We start from the raw sequence: 17,994 nt of genomic DNA, 5'->3' as shown, positions 1-17,994 counted from the left end.
GCTGATGTTCTATCGTAATCAGGTTAAGAGTTACCCTGTAATATAGCTATTCCTTTCATAGGAAGTTTTGCCTGCGCCGGATGTATATAGGGGTAATGTCTTCTCCTGAAAAATCTATTTTTTCAGTTCCCACTCGTACTTCATAACTTATGGCTACAGCTTCTATGCCCATGACTAATGAGTCAAATTCTGTGATGATGTCCTCTATTTCCTCCATGTCTTCCTCCAGTTTCTGATAAATATAGAACTCTATGTGTAGGTCTTTGGCTGTTCTTATTAGAATTGCTCTGAAGTTGTTGGATATGGATCCTAGTAGTGCCTGGGTAAGTGCAACAATTACAGCGTTTCTGATATTTATGTCCATTTAGTCTACCAATTTTGGGTTTGGGCTGGTTGGGACAATGCTAGGGCTCTTTGTGCCTTTTATGATCACGAAGCAATTCCTCATCGCCTGCATCTGGTTTGGCAGTCAATATAACTCTTTCGCCTTCGTTTCGTTGCAGTACCAAGTGCCCCATCGCTAAATTCCTTTGTGAGTTGCTGCTGGCTTATGTCCTGGGCTGCCTTCCGTGGCTTTGGCTTTGAGACATGGCTGTGGTCCTTAAGTTTTAACTTGAAGTGCTTCTATTGTTTTTTCTACTGACCATTCTTCATTTTTATCTATGGAAATAAAACATCCTTCGAATGAGCCGCTTGTCAAGGTTATCCTGCCTCCTTCATATTCAGTGATGACTAGCGTTGAGTAAGGCCCTTCTATTCGCTCCAATTATTTTGTATTTAGGGTCGTTAGGACGAAATCAATAAACTCGTCAAGCCTCTCTTCTTCGTATTCATTCAAGAAAATAAAGTGGCTGTGCTCAAAGCTGGACTCGGAAAAATTTTCATGGGCCATATTCTTCGTCCATATTTGGTGCGGACCAAAATGTCAATCCACTGGCGCCTAGCCGCGTGCAGTGTGGTGATTTAGTTAAGGTTAACTTCGCCAGTATATTCTATGGAATACCAGTTGACGGCGATCAAGTAGCTGGTTTCTTGATTTGAGATGAAGTACTCCATGCCAAAAGAGTTTTCTATTACTTTTGATAATTCTCTGGCATCTGAGATTATGAAGACAGTATTTTTGTCTATTTGATTTTGCTCGAAGAAGACATACGCTTTCTCCTCTTTTAGGTTTCTTGAGAATGAAGATTCGTACTCATCTGTGGGGATTCTTCTTGCCGAGCTACTAATGGAAAAATGCCCGCTGGTTTTTCCAGGTTTGTATTTTTCAAATACTTTTTTTATGTAATTTCTGGCTATCTCATCGGTTATAATTTCTGCGTCGATGCTAAGTTCGGTGGCGGATCTAAATAATTCTTTTGCTTTGCTAAATTCGTGTAATTTCATATTTGCCTCGTTGCGGGTATGAAACCATATAGGTATATGGGGTCAGACTCGCAGTTGCTGCGTAATTAGCTTTCCGCAGCAGAGCTACAGGATTTTTAAATCTTGTAGCTCCTCAATATTCATTCCCATGACTCCTGCGGCCACTGCAAGCTGTTCTTTGACTCTAGCTGGAATAGCTATGTCAAACTCTACTAGCTGAGAGTAAATGACTTCCAGCGCAACTCCAGGCTCTCCGTAGGCGAGAAGTTTTTTGATATTTCTTTCTGTATCGTTTTCAAAGCAGTCTGATATCTCTTCAAAGGCTACTTTTACTATTTCTTCCGGTTCGCGCATGCTGTGCCTCTACTTAGGATATGCAGTAATAATACCTTCTTCATGAAGTTTGACTACTACACGTATGTTCACGCCGCCACGTACATCGCCTATAGCCCGCTGAGCGGGCTAGTCTTTAGAAATTAATCTATTTTCTATTTCCGGTTATGTAGCCTTCTGGGTCTGTAATAAATTTGGCTGAATTGGAGTTCAGTATTTCTTCTCTAAGTAGTTTTATTTCCGGCTCTATCAACCTTCCGCTGCCATGTATGACAAGTAGGCAGTTCATTCTTTTTGCAATATCTAGGGTTGCGAGTATTAGTTCGTAGTTTATTTTCCTGATATCTATAATGCAATCTATGTCATTGTTCCATGTTTCAATTCTGTCTCCGGATTGGGTGCCGTACATTCTTGCGTCTTCACTCCAAGAGTTCATTTCAGGAAGAAGCCCCGATAGCTCTGGGATATGCTCGGAAATTATATTTTCGAAACCGTCCCAGTAGTTTGGAGTATCTGTTTGGTCAAGTGCAGTTGGGTAGTCTGACCTGTTTCCATACTCCGGAAATGTTTCGACTGGATATTTCAGTTTGTTTTGCAAGCCAAGCTTGGGTATGAGTGAGTAGCAGAATTGCCAGATTGCCAGATTGCCTCCATTATCGCCTTGGTCGTGGTTGCTTAATAGTGCCGGCAGCATCCGGCACGTTTTGTGGGGTGATGTTTCGTCCCTTTTGCTGCTTAGGGCTCTAAGCCCTCGCGTTCCATCATAGTCTTCAACTCCATCGTTATCGCTAATGCCTCATCCATAGGGGTTCCAGTCCTTAACAAATACTCTTGTCAGTCAATTAGGGCAAAAGACTCCCGAAGACATGAGAAAATCAACTCTAGCTCTCGCGAGGTCAAGCTAAGCAAGATGTCTTTTTCAGCGTTTTTTTCAGATCCATAATGATCTCAATATGGGGCGGTTTGAGTAGGAAGAGTAGAGGTATATTCTTTCCAGTTCTGTGGCTGGGATGGTGTTATTGGTTACCAATTTGCATTGCATTTTATTCCTAGTATGTCTCTATTTGTTATGGCGGCTGTGATTCTTGAAATATACCAGCTGAAGTCTGGTATTTTTCCGGTAATATATATGGTGTTGATTGATATCGAGAAGCTCATTAAATTGCTTGATATTAAGAACTCTCCTCCGTGCTTTCTTTTATATACTAGGCTTATTCCTGCTCTCTTTTCTATTTCTAGCTCTTCTAGGAATAGTGGCATATTGAATTCTTTGAATGAAGATGTTATCCATTCGAATTCGTTGATGTTTTTTCCCGGAATAAACATAACTTCGCCATCAAAGTTAGCACTCCAGCCATTACTAATTAGATCTGTAAGAATAGCTGCGGGGTTCTGCTCTTTGTAAAATATATCGATGCTGGCTTGTCTTGACATGTCAATGCTCTCTAAATGGTATTCCTTTTTTTGTTAGCCAATCTTTTATGTGCTGGGGTATTGGTGTATTTGAGTGAACTTCATATGTGGCTCCAGCGTCATTGGCGATTCTCTTATGCGCGCCTATGTCGGACTTGAACTTTGTAAGCCCAGCAGTGTTCTCTGCTGCATAGTCTTGCCAGTATCGACCTGATTTTGCTTCATACCATATTTTATTATCCTTTCCGTAAGCACCATCAAATTCTCGGCCTTTATAGTAAAAGCTCCCAGTGCCACCAAGAGTTTCATGCAAGTATGCTTCAAACTCCTTCCCGCTCGATTTCGTCCCCCCCGCACAACAATCCCCCGCCAACCCCAACGGATCAACCCACCCCATCGGGTTGTGTACATACCCCTGAGGTCTATTCCCGCCGCCCAATCCCAATGGATCAGGGGTGAGGTATTGCGCCGTGTGCGGATCGTAGTAACGGTGGCGGTTGTAGTGCAGGCCGCTCTCGGGGTCGTGGTATTGGCCGGGGAAGCGGAACGGGCAATCCCAGGTTTCCCCTTCGTCATTGGCCGCCTTCCACAGCCGCGCCAAACCCCACACCTGCGGGCTGTTGGACCAGACGACCTCGCCCTGTTCGCTGAGCAGTTCGCGGGGGCTGCCGAGGTGGTCGGTGACGATGTAGCAGAGCTTGCCGTTCTGCCGCTGGGCCAGCGGAGTAGTGCCGCCGGGGGCGTAGATCCAGGTGGTGGCTTGCTCGTAGAGCACGTCGCCGTTGGCGCACAGCGGGGCGGCCTCGATGAGTTGTTCGCCGCTCCAGAGGTATTCCTCGCCGATGATCTGCCGCCTGGACTCGGGCGTGGTCGTGACCACCCGGAACTTGCACACGCGCCGGCCAAAGGGGTCGTACTGGTAGCGCCAGATTTCGCCCGTGGGCGTACGCAGCTCGATGAGCCGGTTGTCGACGTTCCAGCGGTAGTTCCAGCGCTGCGGACGGAAGCCGTTGCGCTGCACGAGCTTTTCCACCAGCCGGCCACAGGCATCGTATTGGTAGGTGTCCGGGCCGCAGCGCACCACGCGGCCACCCTGTTGGACGACGGGCCGGGCAGTGCCGTCCGCGCCGGAGGGCAGGGCCTCGCTGATGAGGTCCAGCGCCTTGTCGTATTGCCAGTGTTGCGGCTGGGCGCCGCCCAGGTGCGCGGCGATGATCTGGTCGTTGACGTTGTATTGATAACGGCTGTTGCCCCAGCGCTTGTCGTCCACCTGGATGGGGTTGAATGCCTTGTCGTAGCTGTAACTGCGTTGAACGTGGGCGTGCAGTTCTTGCGGCAGGTCGGTTGGGTTTTGGGCTTGGCCGGCAGTTTGCGAAGTAAGCAAACCGACTCGGTCGTACTGCTGCCGCAGCAGAAAGCCCGCCGGGCTGTGGCGCTGGGTGTTACGCCCCAGGGCGTCATGCTGGAAGGCAAGCGGCGCGTGCTCGCCGATGCGCAGGCTGGCCAGCCCGCGATGGTCGTGCTGCCAGTGGATAGCGGGCTGGCCGGCACGGGTTTGCAGGTCGGTTTCCGGCTCGCTGAAAGCCCCGGCCTGTAGCTGGATCGGCAGGCCGCTGTCGCTGGCGAACTGCTGGTGGATTTCCCGGTGGTTGCAGCGCTCGACCACGATGCGCCCGGCGGCGTCGCGCCGGTACTCGATGAGCACGAAGAGATTGTACAGGCTGGCCAGCCGCCCATGCTCGTCATAGGCCAGGTGGGTGGAGCTGGACGGGCCGTTGGCCGGTAGCTGATCGACGCGCTCCAGCCGCCCGGAGGCTAGGTGGTAGTGGTAGAGCACGCGGCCACCGTCGGCGCAGCGCTTTTCCGTCAGCCAGCCGGCGGCGTTGTAGCCGTAGCGGGTGATGCTGCCGGCGAAGTCGCGCTCGGCCACCAGGCGGCCAGCGCCGTCGTATTGGTAGTGGTAGTGCTGGCCCAGGCCGTTGGTAACGCGTACTAGCCGCGTGAGCTTGTCGTAGGCCAGTTGCAGCGTCTGGCCGCCGGGTTGGGTGAGGGTTTCCAGCAGGTCGAAGGCGCCGTAGCGGTAGCGGGTGTTGCGGCCTTCGCCGTCGGTGAAGCAGGCAACGCGGTGCTCGCTGTCGTATTGCCAGTGTTGCTGGGTGCCATCGGCCAGGGTGAGCTGGGTGACCGAGCCGCGCGGATGGGCGTGGCTGGCGTAGCTCAGGCGGGTGGTGTGGCCCAGCGGGTCGGTATGGGCGAGGGGCCTGCCGAAAACATCCAGGCTCAACTGGCTGGTGTGGCCGCCCGGTTGTTCGATGGCGCACAGGCGGTGGTGCTCGTCATGGCGATAGCGGACGACGCTGCCGTCGGGGTTGATCCGCTCCTGCGGTTCGCCGTGTGCGCCATAGCGGTAGCGGGTGGTGCGCCCATCGGGGAGTTGCACGCTGGCGGTGTCGCCGCAGGGGCTATGGAAACTGCCCAACCGCCAAGCGGCTAACGAGGTACTCGCTAGCCCAAGCGCAAGCAGGACGGTAGCAACGATGGAATAGAGACGACGCATTGAATAAGGCCAGCAGGCTGATAGCCAACCCTAGCGAGGCTCTGCGCTCACCCTGCGTCAGTCTTTTCCCAAGTAGCAACGGAATTCGGCTGGTGTAGTCCCAGTATTTTGCAGGCAATAAAAACCCCAGCTAGTTGGCTGGGATTTTTATTTGGTTATGAGTAGTTCAGTCGGTCTCAAGCTCTTCCCGCATAATCCTGATTGAGTCTGGTGCTTCGAATGCCAACCTGACACTAAAGCCCCTTATGCTGGCCACGGATACACAGATTCCTTCTTCCCTGAGTTCACGAAGCAATTCCTCGTCGCTTGCGTCTGGTTTGGCAGTCAATATAACGCCTTCACCTTCGTTTCGTTGTAGTACTAAATATCCCATCGCTAAATTCCTTTGTGAGTTGCTGCTGGCTTATGTCCTGAGCTGCCTTCCGTGGCTTTAGCTTTGAGACATTGAGTTGGCCCTATCTCTCTATGATGTAAATAGTATCCGGAGGACCGTCGTTAATGGAGAAATCATCTAGGATGGTCCTTTCAAAGTTGTGGATTTTGATCGTCTTTATTTTTGAAACCTGATTTGAATCGGTTATTGCGATAACCATCTTTGAGGTTTTGGATATATTGAACATTTCTGTCAAGGTGTTGGTGAGTATTTTTAGTCTTTCAGTGGGGTTGCTTGGGAAGCCCGTTGTGGATGTGAAAGGATCATATTCATAGTAATCAGTTAGATAAGTTGCGTTTTTGCTTCCAGGCCTGTCTCCAATTAAAAATATGTACGAAGACTCTGATGGCTTTAGTTTTTCTGGGTAATTGAATAGTTCTTCTGGCTTTATCTCTTGAACTCCAATTTCTATGCCTTCTATATATTTTTTTAAGGCGTTTGTATTTTCGAATTTAGGAATTTCAATATAGCCGCATACGTCGTTGGACATTTTTAATCCTCTTTTATCCACGGGCCAATAACATTTCCATTCCCGTCGATTTCTCTATATAGGCGTTCTTCTACAAAGCCTCTGGAGTTGTAAATTATACGGTGCTCATGCGGTTTGGCTCTGCCGTCAGTGCCATATCCCAGATTCCCGTGCGACCGCAATTGGCCATAGTCCTCTCTTGAGAAGGCTCTTCCTTGATCGTCATAGTAGGTTATGCTTTTACTTCCGTCGGCGCGCGATACTTCATAAATAGAGTTTGGTGTATTTGTTTTTGGAGCTTTTCCTGAAGGAACAACCGTATGAGGGGTTGGATCGTTCGCACCCCCCGCACAACAATCCCCCGCCAACCCCAACGGATCAACCCACCCCATCGGGTTGTGTACATACCCCTGAGGTCTATTCCCGCCGCCCAATCCCAATGGATCAGGGGTGAGGTACTGCGCCGTGTGCGGATCGTAGTAACGGTGGCGGTTGTAGTGCAGGCCGCTTTCGGGGTCGTGGTACTGGCCGGGGAAGCGGAACGGGCAGTCTATCGATGAGTCGTCGTTAGCCGCCTTCCACAGCCGCGCCAAACCCCACACCTGCGGGCTGTTGGACCAGACGACCTCGCCCTGTTCGCTGAGCAGTTCGCGCGGGCTGCCGAGGTGGTCGGTGACGATGTAGCAGAGCTTGCCGTTCTGCCGCTGGGCCAGCGGAGTAGTGCCGCCGGGGGCGTAGATCCAGGTGGTGGCTTGCTCGTAGAGCACGTCGCCGTTGGCGCACAGCGGGGCGGCCTCGATGAGTTGTTCGCCGCTCCAGAGGTATTCCTCGCCGATGATCTGCCGCCTGGACTCGGGCGTGGTCGTGACCACCCGGAACTTGCACACGCGCCGGCCAAAGGGGTCGTACTGGTAGCGCCAGATTTCGCCCGTGGGCGTACGCAGCTCGATGAGCCGGTTGTCGAGGTTCCAGCGGTAGTTCCAGCGCTGCGGACGGAAGCCGTTGCGCTGCACGAGCTTTTCCACCAGCCGGCCACAGGCGTCGTATTGGTAGGTGTCCGGGCCGCAGCGCACCACGCGGCCACCCTGTTGGACGACGGGCCGGGCAGTGCCGTCCGCGCCGGAGGGCAGGGCCTCGCTGATGAGGTCCAGCGCCTTGTCGTATTGCCAGTGTTGCGGCTGGGCGCCGCCCAGGTGCGCGGCGATGATCTGGTCGTTGACGTTGTACTGATAGCGGCTGTTACCCCAGCGCTTGTCGTCCACCTGGATGGGGTTGAATGCCTTGTCGTAGCTGTAACTGCGCTGCACATCGCCACTGCCAACGCTCTGCTGGGTAAGCAAACCGATGCGGTCGTACTGCTGCCGCAGCAGAAAGCCCGCCGGGCTGTGGCGCTGGGTGTTACGCCCCAGGGCGTCATGCTGGAAGGCAAGCGGCGCGTGCTCGCCGATGCGCAGGCTGGCCAGCCCGCGATGGTCGTGCTGCCAGTGGATAGCGGGCTGGCCGGCGCGGGTTTGCAGGTCGGTTTCCGGCTCGCTGAAAGCCCCGGCCTGTAGCTGGATCGGCAGGCCGCTGTCGCTGGCGAACTGCTGGTGGATTTCCCGGTGGTTGCAGCGCTCGACCACGATGCGCCCGGTGGCGTCGCGCCGGTACTCGATGAGCACGAAGAGATTGTACAGGCTGGCCAGCCGCCCATGCTCGTCATAGGCCAGGTGGGTGGAGCTGGACGGGCCGTTGGCCGGTAGCTGATCGACGCGCTCCAGCCGCCCGGAGGCTAGGTGGTAGTGGTAGAGCACGCGGCCACCGTCGGCGCAGCGCTTTTCCGTCAGCCAGCCGGCGGCGTTGTAGCCGTAGCGGGTGATGCTGCCGGCGAAGTCGCGCTCGGCCACCAGGCGGCCAGCGCCGTCGTATTGGTAGTGGTAGTGCTGGCCCAGGCCGTTGGTAACGCGTACTAGCCGCGTGAGCTTGTCGTAGGCCAGTTGCAGCGTCTGGCCGCCGGGTTGGGTGAGGGTTTCCAGCAGGTCGAAGGCGCCGTAGCGGTAGCGGGTGTTGCGGCCTTCGCCGTCGGTGAAGCAGGCAACGCGGTGCTCGCTGTCGTATTGCCAGTGTTGCTGGGTGCCATCGGCCAGGGTGAGCTGGGTGACCGAGCCGCGCGGATGGGCGTGGCTGGCGTAGCTCAGGCGGGTGGTGTGGCCCAGCGGGTCGGTATGGGCGAGGGGCCTGCCGAAAACATCCAGGCTCAACTGGCTGGTGTGGCCGCCCGGTTGTTCGATGGCGCACAGGCGGTGGTGCTCGTCATGGCGATAGCGGACGACGCTGCCGTCGGGGTTGATCCGCTCCTGCGGTTCGCCGTGCGCGCCGTAGCGGTAACGGGTGGTGCGCCCGTCGGGGAGTTGCACGCTGGCGAGGTTGCCGCGCGGGTCGTAGGCCAGCGTCCAGGTCGCGCCTTCGCTGTTGCGGTAGCGGGTGAGGTTGCCCTGGGCGTCGTAGTCGCTGACTTGCCGGCTGCCGTCGGGGTTGATCTGGGTGAGCAGCTCGCCGGCGTCGCTGTAGCGGTAGCGGGTGACGCGGCCCAGCGGGTCGGTTTCGCTGATCTTGTTGGTGCATTCGTCCCACTCGGTGTGCCATTGCTGGCCCAGCGGGTCTACGCGCAGGGTGACGAGGTTGTTGTGGTCGTAGTGGAAGCGGCTGTGGCCGCCCTCGGCATCGTAGTAGTGGGTGCAGCGGGCGAGTTCTTCGTATTCGAAGCGGTCGTTGTAGTAGCCCTGGGGCGTGCTGACGGTCAGCGCGCGGCCCTGGTCGTCGTAGGTGATGTCGACTTGGGTGCTATCGCTGTCGCGCCATTGCAGCATGTGCCCGCGCTTGTCGTAGGTGTGCTGGAGCCGGCCGAACTGCTGGCTGTGGCAGTTGGTCAGCAGGTCGAGGCCTTCGTAGCGGCATTGCAGGAGGTTGCGTTCGCGCTGCCCGGGTTCGTGCAGGGTGATGGTTTCGAGCAGCCCGGAGCTGGTGTGGCGGATGCTCAACTGGTAGCCGTCGCTGTGGGTGATGCGCCGCAGTTGGCCGTTGTCGTAGTGGAAGCGGATGGCGTTGCCGTTGCGGTCTTCGATGGCGCTCAGCGGGCGGTTGGCGGTGTCGCCGCCGGGGGCGAAGTGCAGGGTCTGGCCGGTGCGCCGGTCGTACAGGCAAAGGTTGGCGGAGCGCCGGCCTGAGAGCTGGTAGCGGCCATTGCGTCGGTTGTGGGCGAGGACTTCATCCTCGGCGGCGAGGTAGACGAGGGTGGTACCGTCGCCGGCGTGGTAGGTGATGCGCTGCGCGTCCAGTTCCAAACGCTGGGACCACTCGTCGCCCCATCTGGCGCCGAACACTCCACGGGGTTTCTGCCGCGAGCGGTAGTACCGGTTGAGGCGTAGCGGGAGGGTGCCGGGGATATCGAGCACGGGCCAGGTTTGCAGGTATTCGCCGGTGGCGACGTCTACCGGCTCGCTCGCCAGCCCGCACTTGCTTGGCTCGGTCCCTTGGCCTTCGGTGGACGAGGTGCCGGGCTTGTCGCCCGTGGCCTGGCCCTCGGGTTTGCCGGCTTCCACATGCACGCCATCGCCTGCGGAGGGTGTGGCGGTTCCGGCATCGCCCGCGTGGCTGGCTTCGCTACCGCCCTTGGCAGCTCGCCCGGCTTCGGCGGCCCTGGCGGCTTCGGCGGCCTTGGCGGCTTCCGCGGCCCTGGCAGCTTCCGCGGCCTTGCCGGCCATGCCCGCGATGCCGGCCTTGACCTCTGCCAGGGGGAGGGTGGCGATCTCCGCTGCGCCGCGTGTGACGGCTTCGCCGTAGTCGCCTTTTTCCCAGGGTACGACCACCGGCTTGACTGCGGCCTTGCCGATGTCGATGGCGCCTTGCCGGGCGTTCGCGTAGACGGTGCCGGGCGTAATGTTCCCCAGGCGGATGTCCTCCGCGAGGATCTGCTGATCGAGTATCAGGGCCTCCACGCCGGTGGGCGTGCCGATGCTCTGGGAGAACTTGGCGACGTTCTTCGCCCCGGTGTAGGCCAGCTCGCCGATACCCAGGGCGGCGTCCTTGGCGAACCCCACCGCGCCACGGGCGACCTGGGCGGCGGCCTGGTTGACGAGGGGGATGTGCTCGGAGAAGGGGATGCCGGGGATCGGTGCGGTCCGGATGCTGGCGATGCTGTCGTCGAGGGCTTTGTGGAGGTCGCCGAAGCGCACCACGCTGTCGGCGGCATCGATGTTGATCAGTTGCTCGTCCAGTGCCTTGCGTCGGGCCTTGAGTTCTTCGAGGGCGGGGCTGGTGCGTTGCCCGGGCGGGGCGTCGGGGTTGCTGGCCTGGTGCGCGGTATCGTCCGGGGCGACGCTCTTGCGGTTGCTGACGATCTTGCCGAGGGTGCCGCCCTGGCCCTGGGCGTCGCAGTTGATCAGGCAGGCGCTGTCGTGCCGGGCCACGGGGATGCCGTTGACCTTGACGTTGCTGTGCCCGTCCAGAAGCTTGACGTGCCCGGTGCCCAGCGAGGTGCCGGCGACGATGTGCTGCCCGGCGTCGGCCTGGACTTGCTGGAACAGGTCACCCACTCGATAGACCGGCGTGCCCTGGGCCTTCACGTTGGGGGAGGCGGTGACGTGTTTGTCCAGCGTGGCGAATGAGTCGAAGGCAATGACCGCCGGGCCGACCCGGCAGAGGTCGGGCATTACGCTGATGGCCATCCACTGGGGGCTGTCGTGGGCGATGTGGCGTTTGCTGCCCCCGGCTGCCGGCGCGCCTTGCAGGGCTGCGCGCTGTCGTTGCAGGCCGGCGAGTTCGCCTTCTACCCGCTCACGGGTGGCCTGTTCGGCGGGGCTCAGTGGGCGTAGCGCGGCCAGTTGGTCGAACTTGCCGAGCAGGCTGCCGGCCAGGGCTTCGCGGCTGGCGATGTCGCTCAACTGGCGTGCGTCGATGAGCTTCTGCTCTGCGGCGGCGTCCTGTGCGGCGGAGGAAATACTCAAGCGGTCGCTCATGGCCGCGCCCCTTTTTTGCCAAACGTTTGCAGGGCCGAAACCGCCACCAGGCCGATGCTCAGGCGCCTGGGGGCCGCCTGCTGCGCGAGGGGCAGGCGCCACAGCAGCGTCGCCTGCCGGCGGTCGAGGTCGATTCGCACGGTGTCCAGCGGCGGGAGCTGGGCGTGGCCGGAAGGGCTGCTCTCGTCGATGAGAACCAGCGGCGCCACGCCGGGCAGGCGCATGGAGCATTCGCCTTCGACCAGGCAGCCCTTGAGCCGGACGATTTCGTCGCCGCCCAGGTACGGGGTGGCAACCAGGCTGGCGGGGGCGCTCTGGTAGAAGCGCGGGTCGAAGTCGGCGGGCAGGAGCGGGGAGCGATGCTGCTGCCACTGCTCGTCGAAGGTGCCCTGCAGTGAGACCCTGGGTTCCCACCAGCGCGCGATGGGGCCGAAGCCTTGCGGGGTGAGCTTCTGGTGAGGGGGGGTGAGGGGGTCTTCCAGTTGCGGGGCGGGCAGACGGCGGATGAGTGACACCTGTTTCTCGATGCGTTGCCGCACGTCGCTATCCAGGCGCTTGAAGTCGGCTGAGCTGGGCAGCCAGCCACATCCGGCGGCGTTCATCGGGTAGTGGACGCTGGCGGCTTGCGCGCCTTCGGCGGGGGCCTCGGGGTCGTAGAAGCAGCCGCCATAGGCGAGCCGGTAGTCCAGAGGTACCTGCTCCACCGGGGTGGCTTCACCCAGCCGCCAGCCGGTGAGGGAGTCGCGTATTTCCCTCGGCCCGTTGACCCGGATCGTCTTGCTCAGGGAGCCCAGGCTCAGTTCGGCCTGCCAGAGTTCGGTCGGGGTGCCCTTGCGCGGGCGCAGGTGGCCTTGCATCAGTACGTCGGTGCCCGGTTTGCCGAGCACCAGGTCGCCTTCCTCGGCGATCACCGCCTTGAGCGGCTGGCTGCTGACCGGGCCGTCGTAGCGGTCGCCCAGGAGGATCGGCCGCTGTTCGGTGGCCAGCGCCATCGGTTCGCCGTCGCGGGCGAAGTCGAAGGTGCCGCGCAGCACCAGTACATCGAAGCGTTCGCCGGACGGTGCGGCCTTTTCGTAGAGCAGGTGCGGCAGGCCGCTGTGATTGTCGATGCGGACCATTACCAGCACCCCTTCGGAGTCTTGACTTTGTCCAGCGGATCGGCACCCGCGAGGGTGGTGCCGCCGCCGCCGAGCATTCCCATCGCCGCGCCGGCAACTCCCGCCAGGTCGCCGCCCAGTGCGGCTTGCGCCAGGTTGGCCAGCCCGCCGGCATCGCTCAGTGGGTTGAAGCCCGAGAAACCGTTGGACGCGGCCTCGACAGTGATGGCCGGCGCGGCCTGCGCACCGCCGCTGTTGAGGTGTACGTCGTCGGGGGCGTCGGCGTTGACGGCAGTGGCGGACTTGATGTGGATGTCCGGGCCGTCGAGGAAGATGCCCTTGGCGGTGATGACGATCTTCGTGGGGCCGACCTGCAGGGTGATGCTGTCGGCATCCATGTGCAGGCTGGAGCCCGGCGATTGCGCGGCGTCGGCCTGTGCCGCAGCCGCGTCGGTTTTGCCGCTGGCAGGCGCGCCGCCAACGTCGAGGGTCATCGAGGTGCCGATGGTGGTGCGGCGGTTCCTGCCGATGCTTTCCACCTGGTTCATGCCGACGATGGTGTTCAGGTGCAGCCCCACGTTCTGGCTGTACACCGTGCCGATGTTCATCATCTTGGCCAGGCCGACGTTCTGCAGGTAGGTGAGCTTCACCGTCTCGGTCTTCATGCGGTCGACGGTGATCGACCAGTTGCGCCGGATGTGGTCGGTCTGGTGCTTGTCCACAGTCTTGCTGCGGTTCTTGTGGACGGTGATCTTTTCGTTGCCGTCCACCGTTTCGGTGCGGTTGTTGCCGATGTGCACGGTTTCGTCGTGGTCGACGGTCTTCTTGCGGTTGTGCCCGACCCAGTGGCTTTCGTTGTGCTCGACGGCGATGTCCTGGTCGCGCTGGGCGTGTATGTAGATCTGCTCGGCGCCCTTGCGGTCTTCGATGCGCAGTTCGTTGGAACCGCCGCCGCCGCGGCTGCTGTTGGTCTTGAATACGCTGCGCGTCTTGTGTTCGGGCAGCGCGTAGGGCACCGGGCGGAGCTTGTTCGGCAGGCAGCCGTGGACCAGTGGCTGGTCGGGGTCGCCTTCCAGGTAGCTGACCAGTACTTCCATGCCGACGCGGGGGATCACGACGTGGCCATAGCCGTCATGGGCCCAGCCGCTGGCGACGCGCACCCAGCAGCTGCTCTTGTCGTCCAGCTTGCCGTCGCGGTCCCAGTGGAACTGCACCTTCACGCGCCCGTAGGCGTCGCAGTGGATTTCTTCGCCGGGCGGCCCGGTGACCACCGCCGTCTGGCTGCCGAGCACGCGCGGCTTGGGGTGGCGCAGTTGCGGGCGGTGGATGGTGAAGCCGGGGATGGCCTCGAAGTGGTTGCGGTAGCCCTGGGGCGCGTCGCTGCTGGCATGTTCTTCGAGTACTTGCGGCTGCTGACCCCGGTGGCTGACGCGGGCGACGGTCCACAGTGCGTTGTTGGCCTCGGCGGGGTGCTCGCTGACGCTGATCAGGTGGCCGCAGTGCAGGGGCCGGTCGCCGCCGCCGATGGCGCGCTGGCGGTCGGCGTTGTGGCGTTGCAGGGCAATCTGGCTGAGCTGCTTGCCGCGCCCGCCGTCGAGGAAGTGGCCGGGGTAGTCGTAGTCTTCGAGGTCGGGCTTGCCGTCGCCCTGGGCCTTGCCTTCCAGCAGCACGGAGGGCTTTTCGAAGTTGTAGTCGCGCCGGGTGACCCGCGAGGTGCGCAGTGCCGCGCCGGCGCCGAAGTAGTTGAGCACCGGGGTGTCGGCCACCAGGCCGGTGTCGCTGTGGAATGGCACCTTGCCAAGGGTGGCCCAGGCGGCGGGGCTGTCGCCGAATACCAGGGTGTGGTCGCCCGGCGCGTGTTCGAAGTGGAAGTGAATGCCTTCCTCTTCGCAGAGCCTGGAAACGAAATCCAGGTCGCTTTCGTCGTACTGCACGCAGTACTCGCGCTCGGGCGGCGGCGCGGAAAGGCGGAAGGCAAAGGCGCTCAGGCCGTGCTCGCCGAGCAGCGTGGCGATGATCTGTTGCGCGTTGCGGTGCTGGAAGATGCGCTGGTTGTGGCGCAGCGCCAGGTTGGCGAGCTGCGGTTCGAGCACCAGGCGCGCATGGCAGAAGCGCGCGTCGCTGGCCCCGAGGCTGGCCTCGCGGATCACGCCGTGGATGCCGTTGAGCTGCTGGTCGAAGGCGAGGAAGGCTGTTTTGCCGAGCAGGCCCTCGGGTGATGGCGCTCGCTCGCAGACGACCTCGATCTCGAAGCGGTACAGCTCATCGAGTGCTTCGTCGCCGTGGAATTCAAGCACCCGCAAATCGCTTGGGGCGTCGCCGATGAACAGTTGGAACTGTGCCTGGTTGGCCGACTGGAACATACGTTTCCCTCCGAAAAGTCCGTGCTAGAGCGGCGGAATTTAGGGAGGGCCGATGCGCTTGGGGAGCCGCAGAACGCGGTATCAGAAGGTGCGTACAACCATTGCGGAAATACCTCAGATTGTCCCGGGCGAAGGCAGGGCGTCGCCCGTCGCACGCGGCGGCACCTTCGGGCATTACCGAATCGTCATGCTCGCCTCAGCTTGCTGTTAGGGGCGGGGCCGTAATGTGGAGTCACTCTCCTGACCACACCGACGAGGTGACTGCCATGAAACTCCAACGCGTACTCCTGCTTACCGCTCTGCTGGGCGCTTCCAACCTGGCGCTGGCTGATGGCGGCGGCGACATCACCTTCGCCCGCATGGAACAGGCGCGCATCCAGGTCATGCAGGCCCGCACCACGCTGCCGGCGCAGGTGGCCGAGGCGAGACAGTACACCTACGGGATGGATCTCGACATCGCCGAAGTGGTAGCGGTGACGGCCATGAGCAACGACTGCGGGGTGGTGCCGATGCAGATGCGCTACAAGGATTCGGCCGGCAACGAACAGACTGTCCAGTACCGCGCCGAGCGCCTGGCCTGCCGCGCCACGCGCTGAGGTCACGACAGCGCGGGCGGGAAGTTCAGGCTGAAGCGCGTAGGGCCTTGCGGCGTGCTTTCGGCGCAGGCCTTGCCCTGGTGCAGCTCCATGATCGAGCGCACGATGGCCAGCCCGAGGCCCGTGCCGCCTTCCGCGCGCGAGCGGTTCTTGTCCACCCGGTAGAAGCGCTCGAACAGATGTGCCAGATGCTCCGCAGCAATACCGGGGCCGGGGTTCTCCATCAGCAGCGCCACTTTGTCGCTGTCGCTGCGCACCCGCACGCGGATTCGCCCACCGACCGGCGTGTGTCGGATGGCGTTGGACAGCAGGTTGGAGATGGCGCGCTGGATCATCAGGCGGTCACCCAGTACCAGGCCGTGTCCGTCGATATCGATTTCCAGCGACTTGTCTTCCGCGCTGATGGCGAACAGTTCGGCCACCTTGCGCGCTTCCGTGCCCAATTGCACCGGCTCCATCGGCAGCAGCGCCTTGGGGTGGCTGACCTGGGCGAGAAACAGCATGTCGCTGACGATGCGGGTGACCCGCTCCAGCTCTTCGATGCTGGATGCCAGCACTGCTTCGTATTCGTCCTTGTCACGCGGACGCGACAGCGTCACCTGTGCCTTGCCCAGCAGGTTGCTGATCGGTGAGCGCAGCTCGTGAGCCAGGTCGTCGGAGAACTGGGTGAGCTGCTGCACGCCGTTGTCCAGCCGATGCAGCATCACGTTCAGCGCGCGTGCCGCTTCGCCCAGCTCCCGGGGCAGGTGCTGCACCGGGATGCGGTGGCTGAGGTCCTCGGTGGAAACCAGCGAGGCGACCCGCCCGAAGCGGCGCAGCGGTTGCAGGCCGCGCTTGGCGACCAGGCGCGCGCCAAGGGCTATCAGCAGTAACAACGGTGGCATCGCCAGCAGGGCGGAGCGCAGGAAGGCGCCAAGCAGGGCGTCGTCGTCACGGCGGTCGAGTGTCAGGAATACCCGCAGCCGGTTGCCGTCGCGCAGGTCTACCAGCATGCGTCCGCTCAACAGGCGGCGGCCATCAGGAGCGGTCCAGCCCAGGGGCTGGCCCTCGCCGCCGAAGTCGTCGAGGGTCGCAAGGTCTGCCACGGGCCCGCTGTTGAAGCGCACCGGCTGGCCGTGCGCGATGTCGAAGAGGGCGGCACTGAGGTTGTCATGCCCCAACAACTGGTCCTGCAGCGCGTGGCCCTGCAGTGGCAGCGCGGCAAGGCCGGGATCGGCTTCCAGGCTGTGGCGCAGTTGTCCGAGCTTGTCCTGCAATGCCCGTTCGGCGCGGGCGTCCAACTGGTGATCGAGGGCCAGGTAGGCGAGCGCCGCCAGCAGGAGCATCAGCACCGAACCGAGCAGCCCGACCCACAGGCCGATGCGTAGCGACAGGCTTGCCGGCTTCATGGTCGGGTCTCCAGCACATAGCCGACGCCGCGCAGGGTGTGGATCAGCTTGGTGGGGAAGGGGTCGTCGATCTTCGCGCGCAGGCGGCGGATAGTGACTTCCACCACATTGGTGTCGCAGTCGAAGTTCATGTCCCACACCAGGGAGATGATCTGGGTACGCGAGAGGACTTCGCCACTGCGGCTCATGAGCAGATGCAGCAGGGCGAATTCCTTGCTGGTCAGGTCGATGCGCTGGCTGTCGCGGAATGCCCGGTGGCGCCCGGGGTCCAGTTCCAGCCCGCCGATCTGCAGCACTTGCGGTTGCGGAATGCGTTCGCTGCGGCGCAGCAGCGAGCGTACCCGCGCCAGCAGTTCGGGGAATTCGAAGGGCTTGAGCAGGTAGTCGTCGGCACCCAGGTCGAAGCCTTTCACCCGCTCGGTCAGGCGGCCGCGCGCGGTCAGCATCATCACGCGCATGTCGCTTTGCCGGCGCAGGCTGGCGAGGACGTCCCAGCCGTCCATCCGGGGCAGGTTCACATCGAGGATCAACAGGTCGTAGCTGCACTGACGGGCCAGGTGCAGGCCGTCGAGGCCGTTGTCGGCGCGATCGATCACATAGCCGCTTTCGCTCAGGCCCTGTTGCAGGTAGTCGGCAGTCTTGTCGTCATCCTCGATGAGCAGGATTTTCATGGATATATACCCGGTGTTCGATTAAATGATGGCGCCGGTATTTCAGGCAGGCGGAAAGTTCGCCGAAGTGGCGGAGGGCGCGCAGTCTAAAAGCTGTAGCGACTTCAGGGTCAACGATCCGGACGTTGCGATTTTTTGCTGGAGCAGAACCGGAAATTGTTCGTATCGCCTTGTTTTTCAATGAGTTGTGGCGATAAGGGTGTTGGCGGGAAATACTCGAATTGTTTCCTGAAGTTTCGCGAAAATCGCTGGGCGTCTTTTTAAATACATACAACGAGAACTAAGCGGCTGGCTAATTACATGTTTGTAATT

14 protein-coding genes are annotated in these 17,994 nt (G+C 60.2%); 1 reads left to right on the top strand and 13 read right to left on the bottom strand.

What is annotated here, in order from left to right; translation table 11 throughout:
- Window positions 1-55: 55 nt before the first annotated feature.
- From OU419_RS15290 to tssI, 11 genes are all read right to left on the bottom strand, one after another.
- Window positions 56-364: a hypothetical protein gene (locus OU419_RS15290; RefSeq protein ID WP_254474097.1), complete on the bottom strand. Its 309-nt coding sequence runs from the start codon at window positions 362-364 to the stop codon at window positions 56-58.
- A gap of 599 nt (window positions 365-963) precedes the next feature.
- On the bottom strand, window positions 964-1,386 hold the full coding sequence (locus OU419_RS15285) for a hypothetical protein (protein WP_254474100.1): 423 nt from the start codon (window positions 1,384-1,386) through the stop codon (window positions 964-966).
- An 84-nt stretch (window positions 1,387-1,470) separates the two neighbouring features.
- Entirely contained in the window at window positions 1,471-1,719 is a 249-nt protein-coding gene (locus OU419_RS15280) for a MafI family immunity protein (RefSeq protein ID WP_254474101.1), read from the bottom strand.
- A 127-nt stretch (window positions 1,720-1,846) separates the two neighbouring features.
- Window positions 1,847-2,296: a hypothetical protein gene (locus OU419_RS15275; protein ID WP_254474102.1), complete on the bottom strand. Its 450-nt coding sequence runs from the start codon at window positions 2,294-2,296 to the stop codon at window positions 1,847-1,849.
- A gap of 425 nt (window positions 2,297-2,721) precedes the next feature.
- Complete coding sequence (locus OU419_RS15270) at window positions 2,722-3,132, bottom strand: hypothetical protein (protein WP_254474103.1); 411 nt, start codon at window positions 3,130-3,132, stop codon at window positions 2,722-2,724.
- 1 nt (window position 3,133) lies between these two features.
- A complete protein-coding gene (locus OU419_RS15265; RefSeq protein WP_268171645.1) occupies window positions 3,134-5,551 on the bottom strand; it encodes an RHS repeat-associated core domain-containing protein in 2,418 nt (805 codons plus the stop codon).
- A gap of 283 nt (window positions 5,552-5,834) precedes the next feature.
- Window positions 5,835-6,041 (bottom strand): carbon storage regulator, encoded by a 207-nt coding sequence (locus tag OU419_RS29030; RefSeq protein WP_408004897.1) that lies wholly within the window; start codon window positions 6,039-6,041, stop codon window positions 5,835-5,837.
- An 82-nt stretch (window positions 6,042-6,123) separates the two neighbouring features.
- Complete coding sequence (locus OU419_RS15260) at window positions 6,124-6,591, bottom strand: hypothetical protein (RefSeq protein ID WP_254476849.1); 468 nt, start codon at window positions 6,589-6,591, stop codon at window positions 6,124-6,126.
- Between the two features lie 2 nt (window positions 6,592-6,593).
- Window positions 6,594-11,567 carry a DUF6531 domain-containing protein gene (locus tag OU419_RS15255; protein WP_268171642.1) on the bottom strand — a complete coding sequence of 1,658 codons (4,974 nt, stop codon included), beginning with the start codon at window positions 11,565-11,567 and terminating at the stop codon, window positions 6,594-6,596.
- Window positions 11,564-12,685: a DUF2169 family type VI secretion system accessory protein gene (locus OU419_RS15250; protein ID WP_254476601.1), complete on the bottom strand. Its 1,122-nt coding sequence runs from the start codon at window positions 12,683-12,685 to the stop codon at window positions 11,564-11,566. Before OU419_RS15250 ends, OU419_RS15255 begins: the two co-directional genes overlap by 4 nt.
- On the bottom strand, window positions 12,685-15,027 hold the full coding sequence (gene tssI, locus OU419_RS15245; protein WP_254476600.1) for a type VI secretion system Vgr family protein: 2,343 nt from the start codon (window positions 15,025-15,027) through the stop codon (window positions 12,685-12,687). Before tssI ends, OU419_RS15250 begins: the two co-directional genes overlap by 1 nt.
- A gap of 266 nt (window positions 15,028-15,293) precedes the next feature.
- On the opposite strand from tssI, the gene OU419_RS15240 reads away from it, so the two are divergent.
- Window positions 15,294-15,623 carry a DUF2790 domain-containing protein gene (locus tag OU419_RS15240; RefSeq protein WP_254476599.1) on the top strand — a complete coding sequence of 110 codons (330 nt, stop codon included), beginning with the start codon at window positions 15,294-15,296 and terminating at the stop codon, window positions 15,621-15,623.
- A 2-nt stretch (window positions 15,624-15,625) separates the two neighbouring features.
- Here the strand turns inward: OU419_RS15240 and OU419_RS15235 are convergent, their stop codons facing one another.
- Together OU419_RS15235 and OU419_RS15230 are read right to left on the bottom strand one after the other, a co-directional pair.
- Entirely contained in the window at window positions 15,626-17,011 is a 1,386-nt protein-coding gene (locus tag OU419_RS15235) for a heavy metal sensor histidine kinase (protein WP_254476598.1), read from the bottom strand.
- Window positions 17,008-17,682, bottom strand: a complete 675-nt coding sequence (locus tag OU419_RS15230) for a heavy metal response regulator transcription factor (RefSeq protein WP_254476597.1) — start codon at window positions 17,680-17,682, stop codon at window positions 17,008-17,010. Before OU419_RS15230 ends, OU419_RS15235 begins: the two co-directional genes overlap by 4 nt.
- Window positions 17,683-17,994 lie beyond the last annotated feature (312 nt).

The sequence above is a fragment of the Pseudomonas triclosanedens genome (assembly GCF_026686735.1).
Lineage (GTDB): Bacteria > Pseudomonadota > Gammaproteobacteria > Pseudomonadales > Pseudomonadaceae > Pseudomonas > Pseudomonas triclosanedens.
Note: the sequence above shows the minus strand (reverse complement) of the source record. Positions and strands in the feature narration are given on the sequence as shown.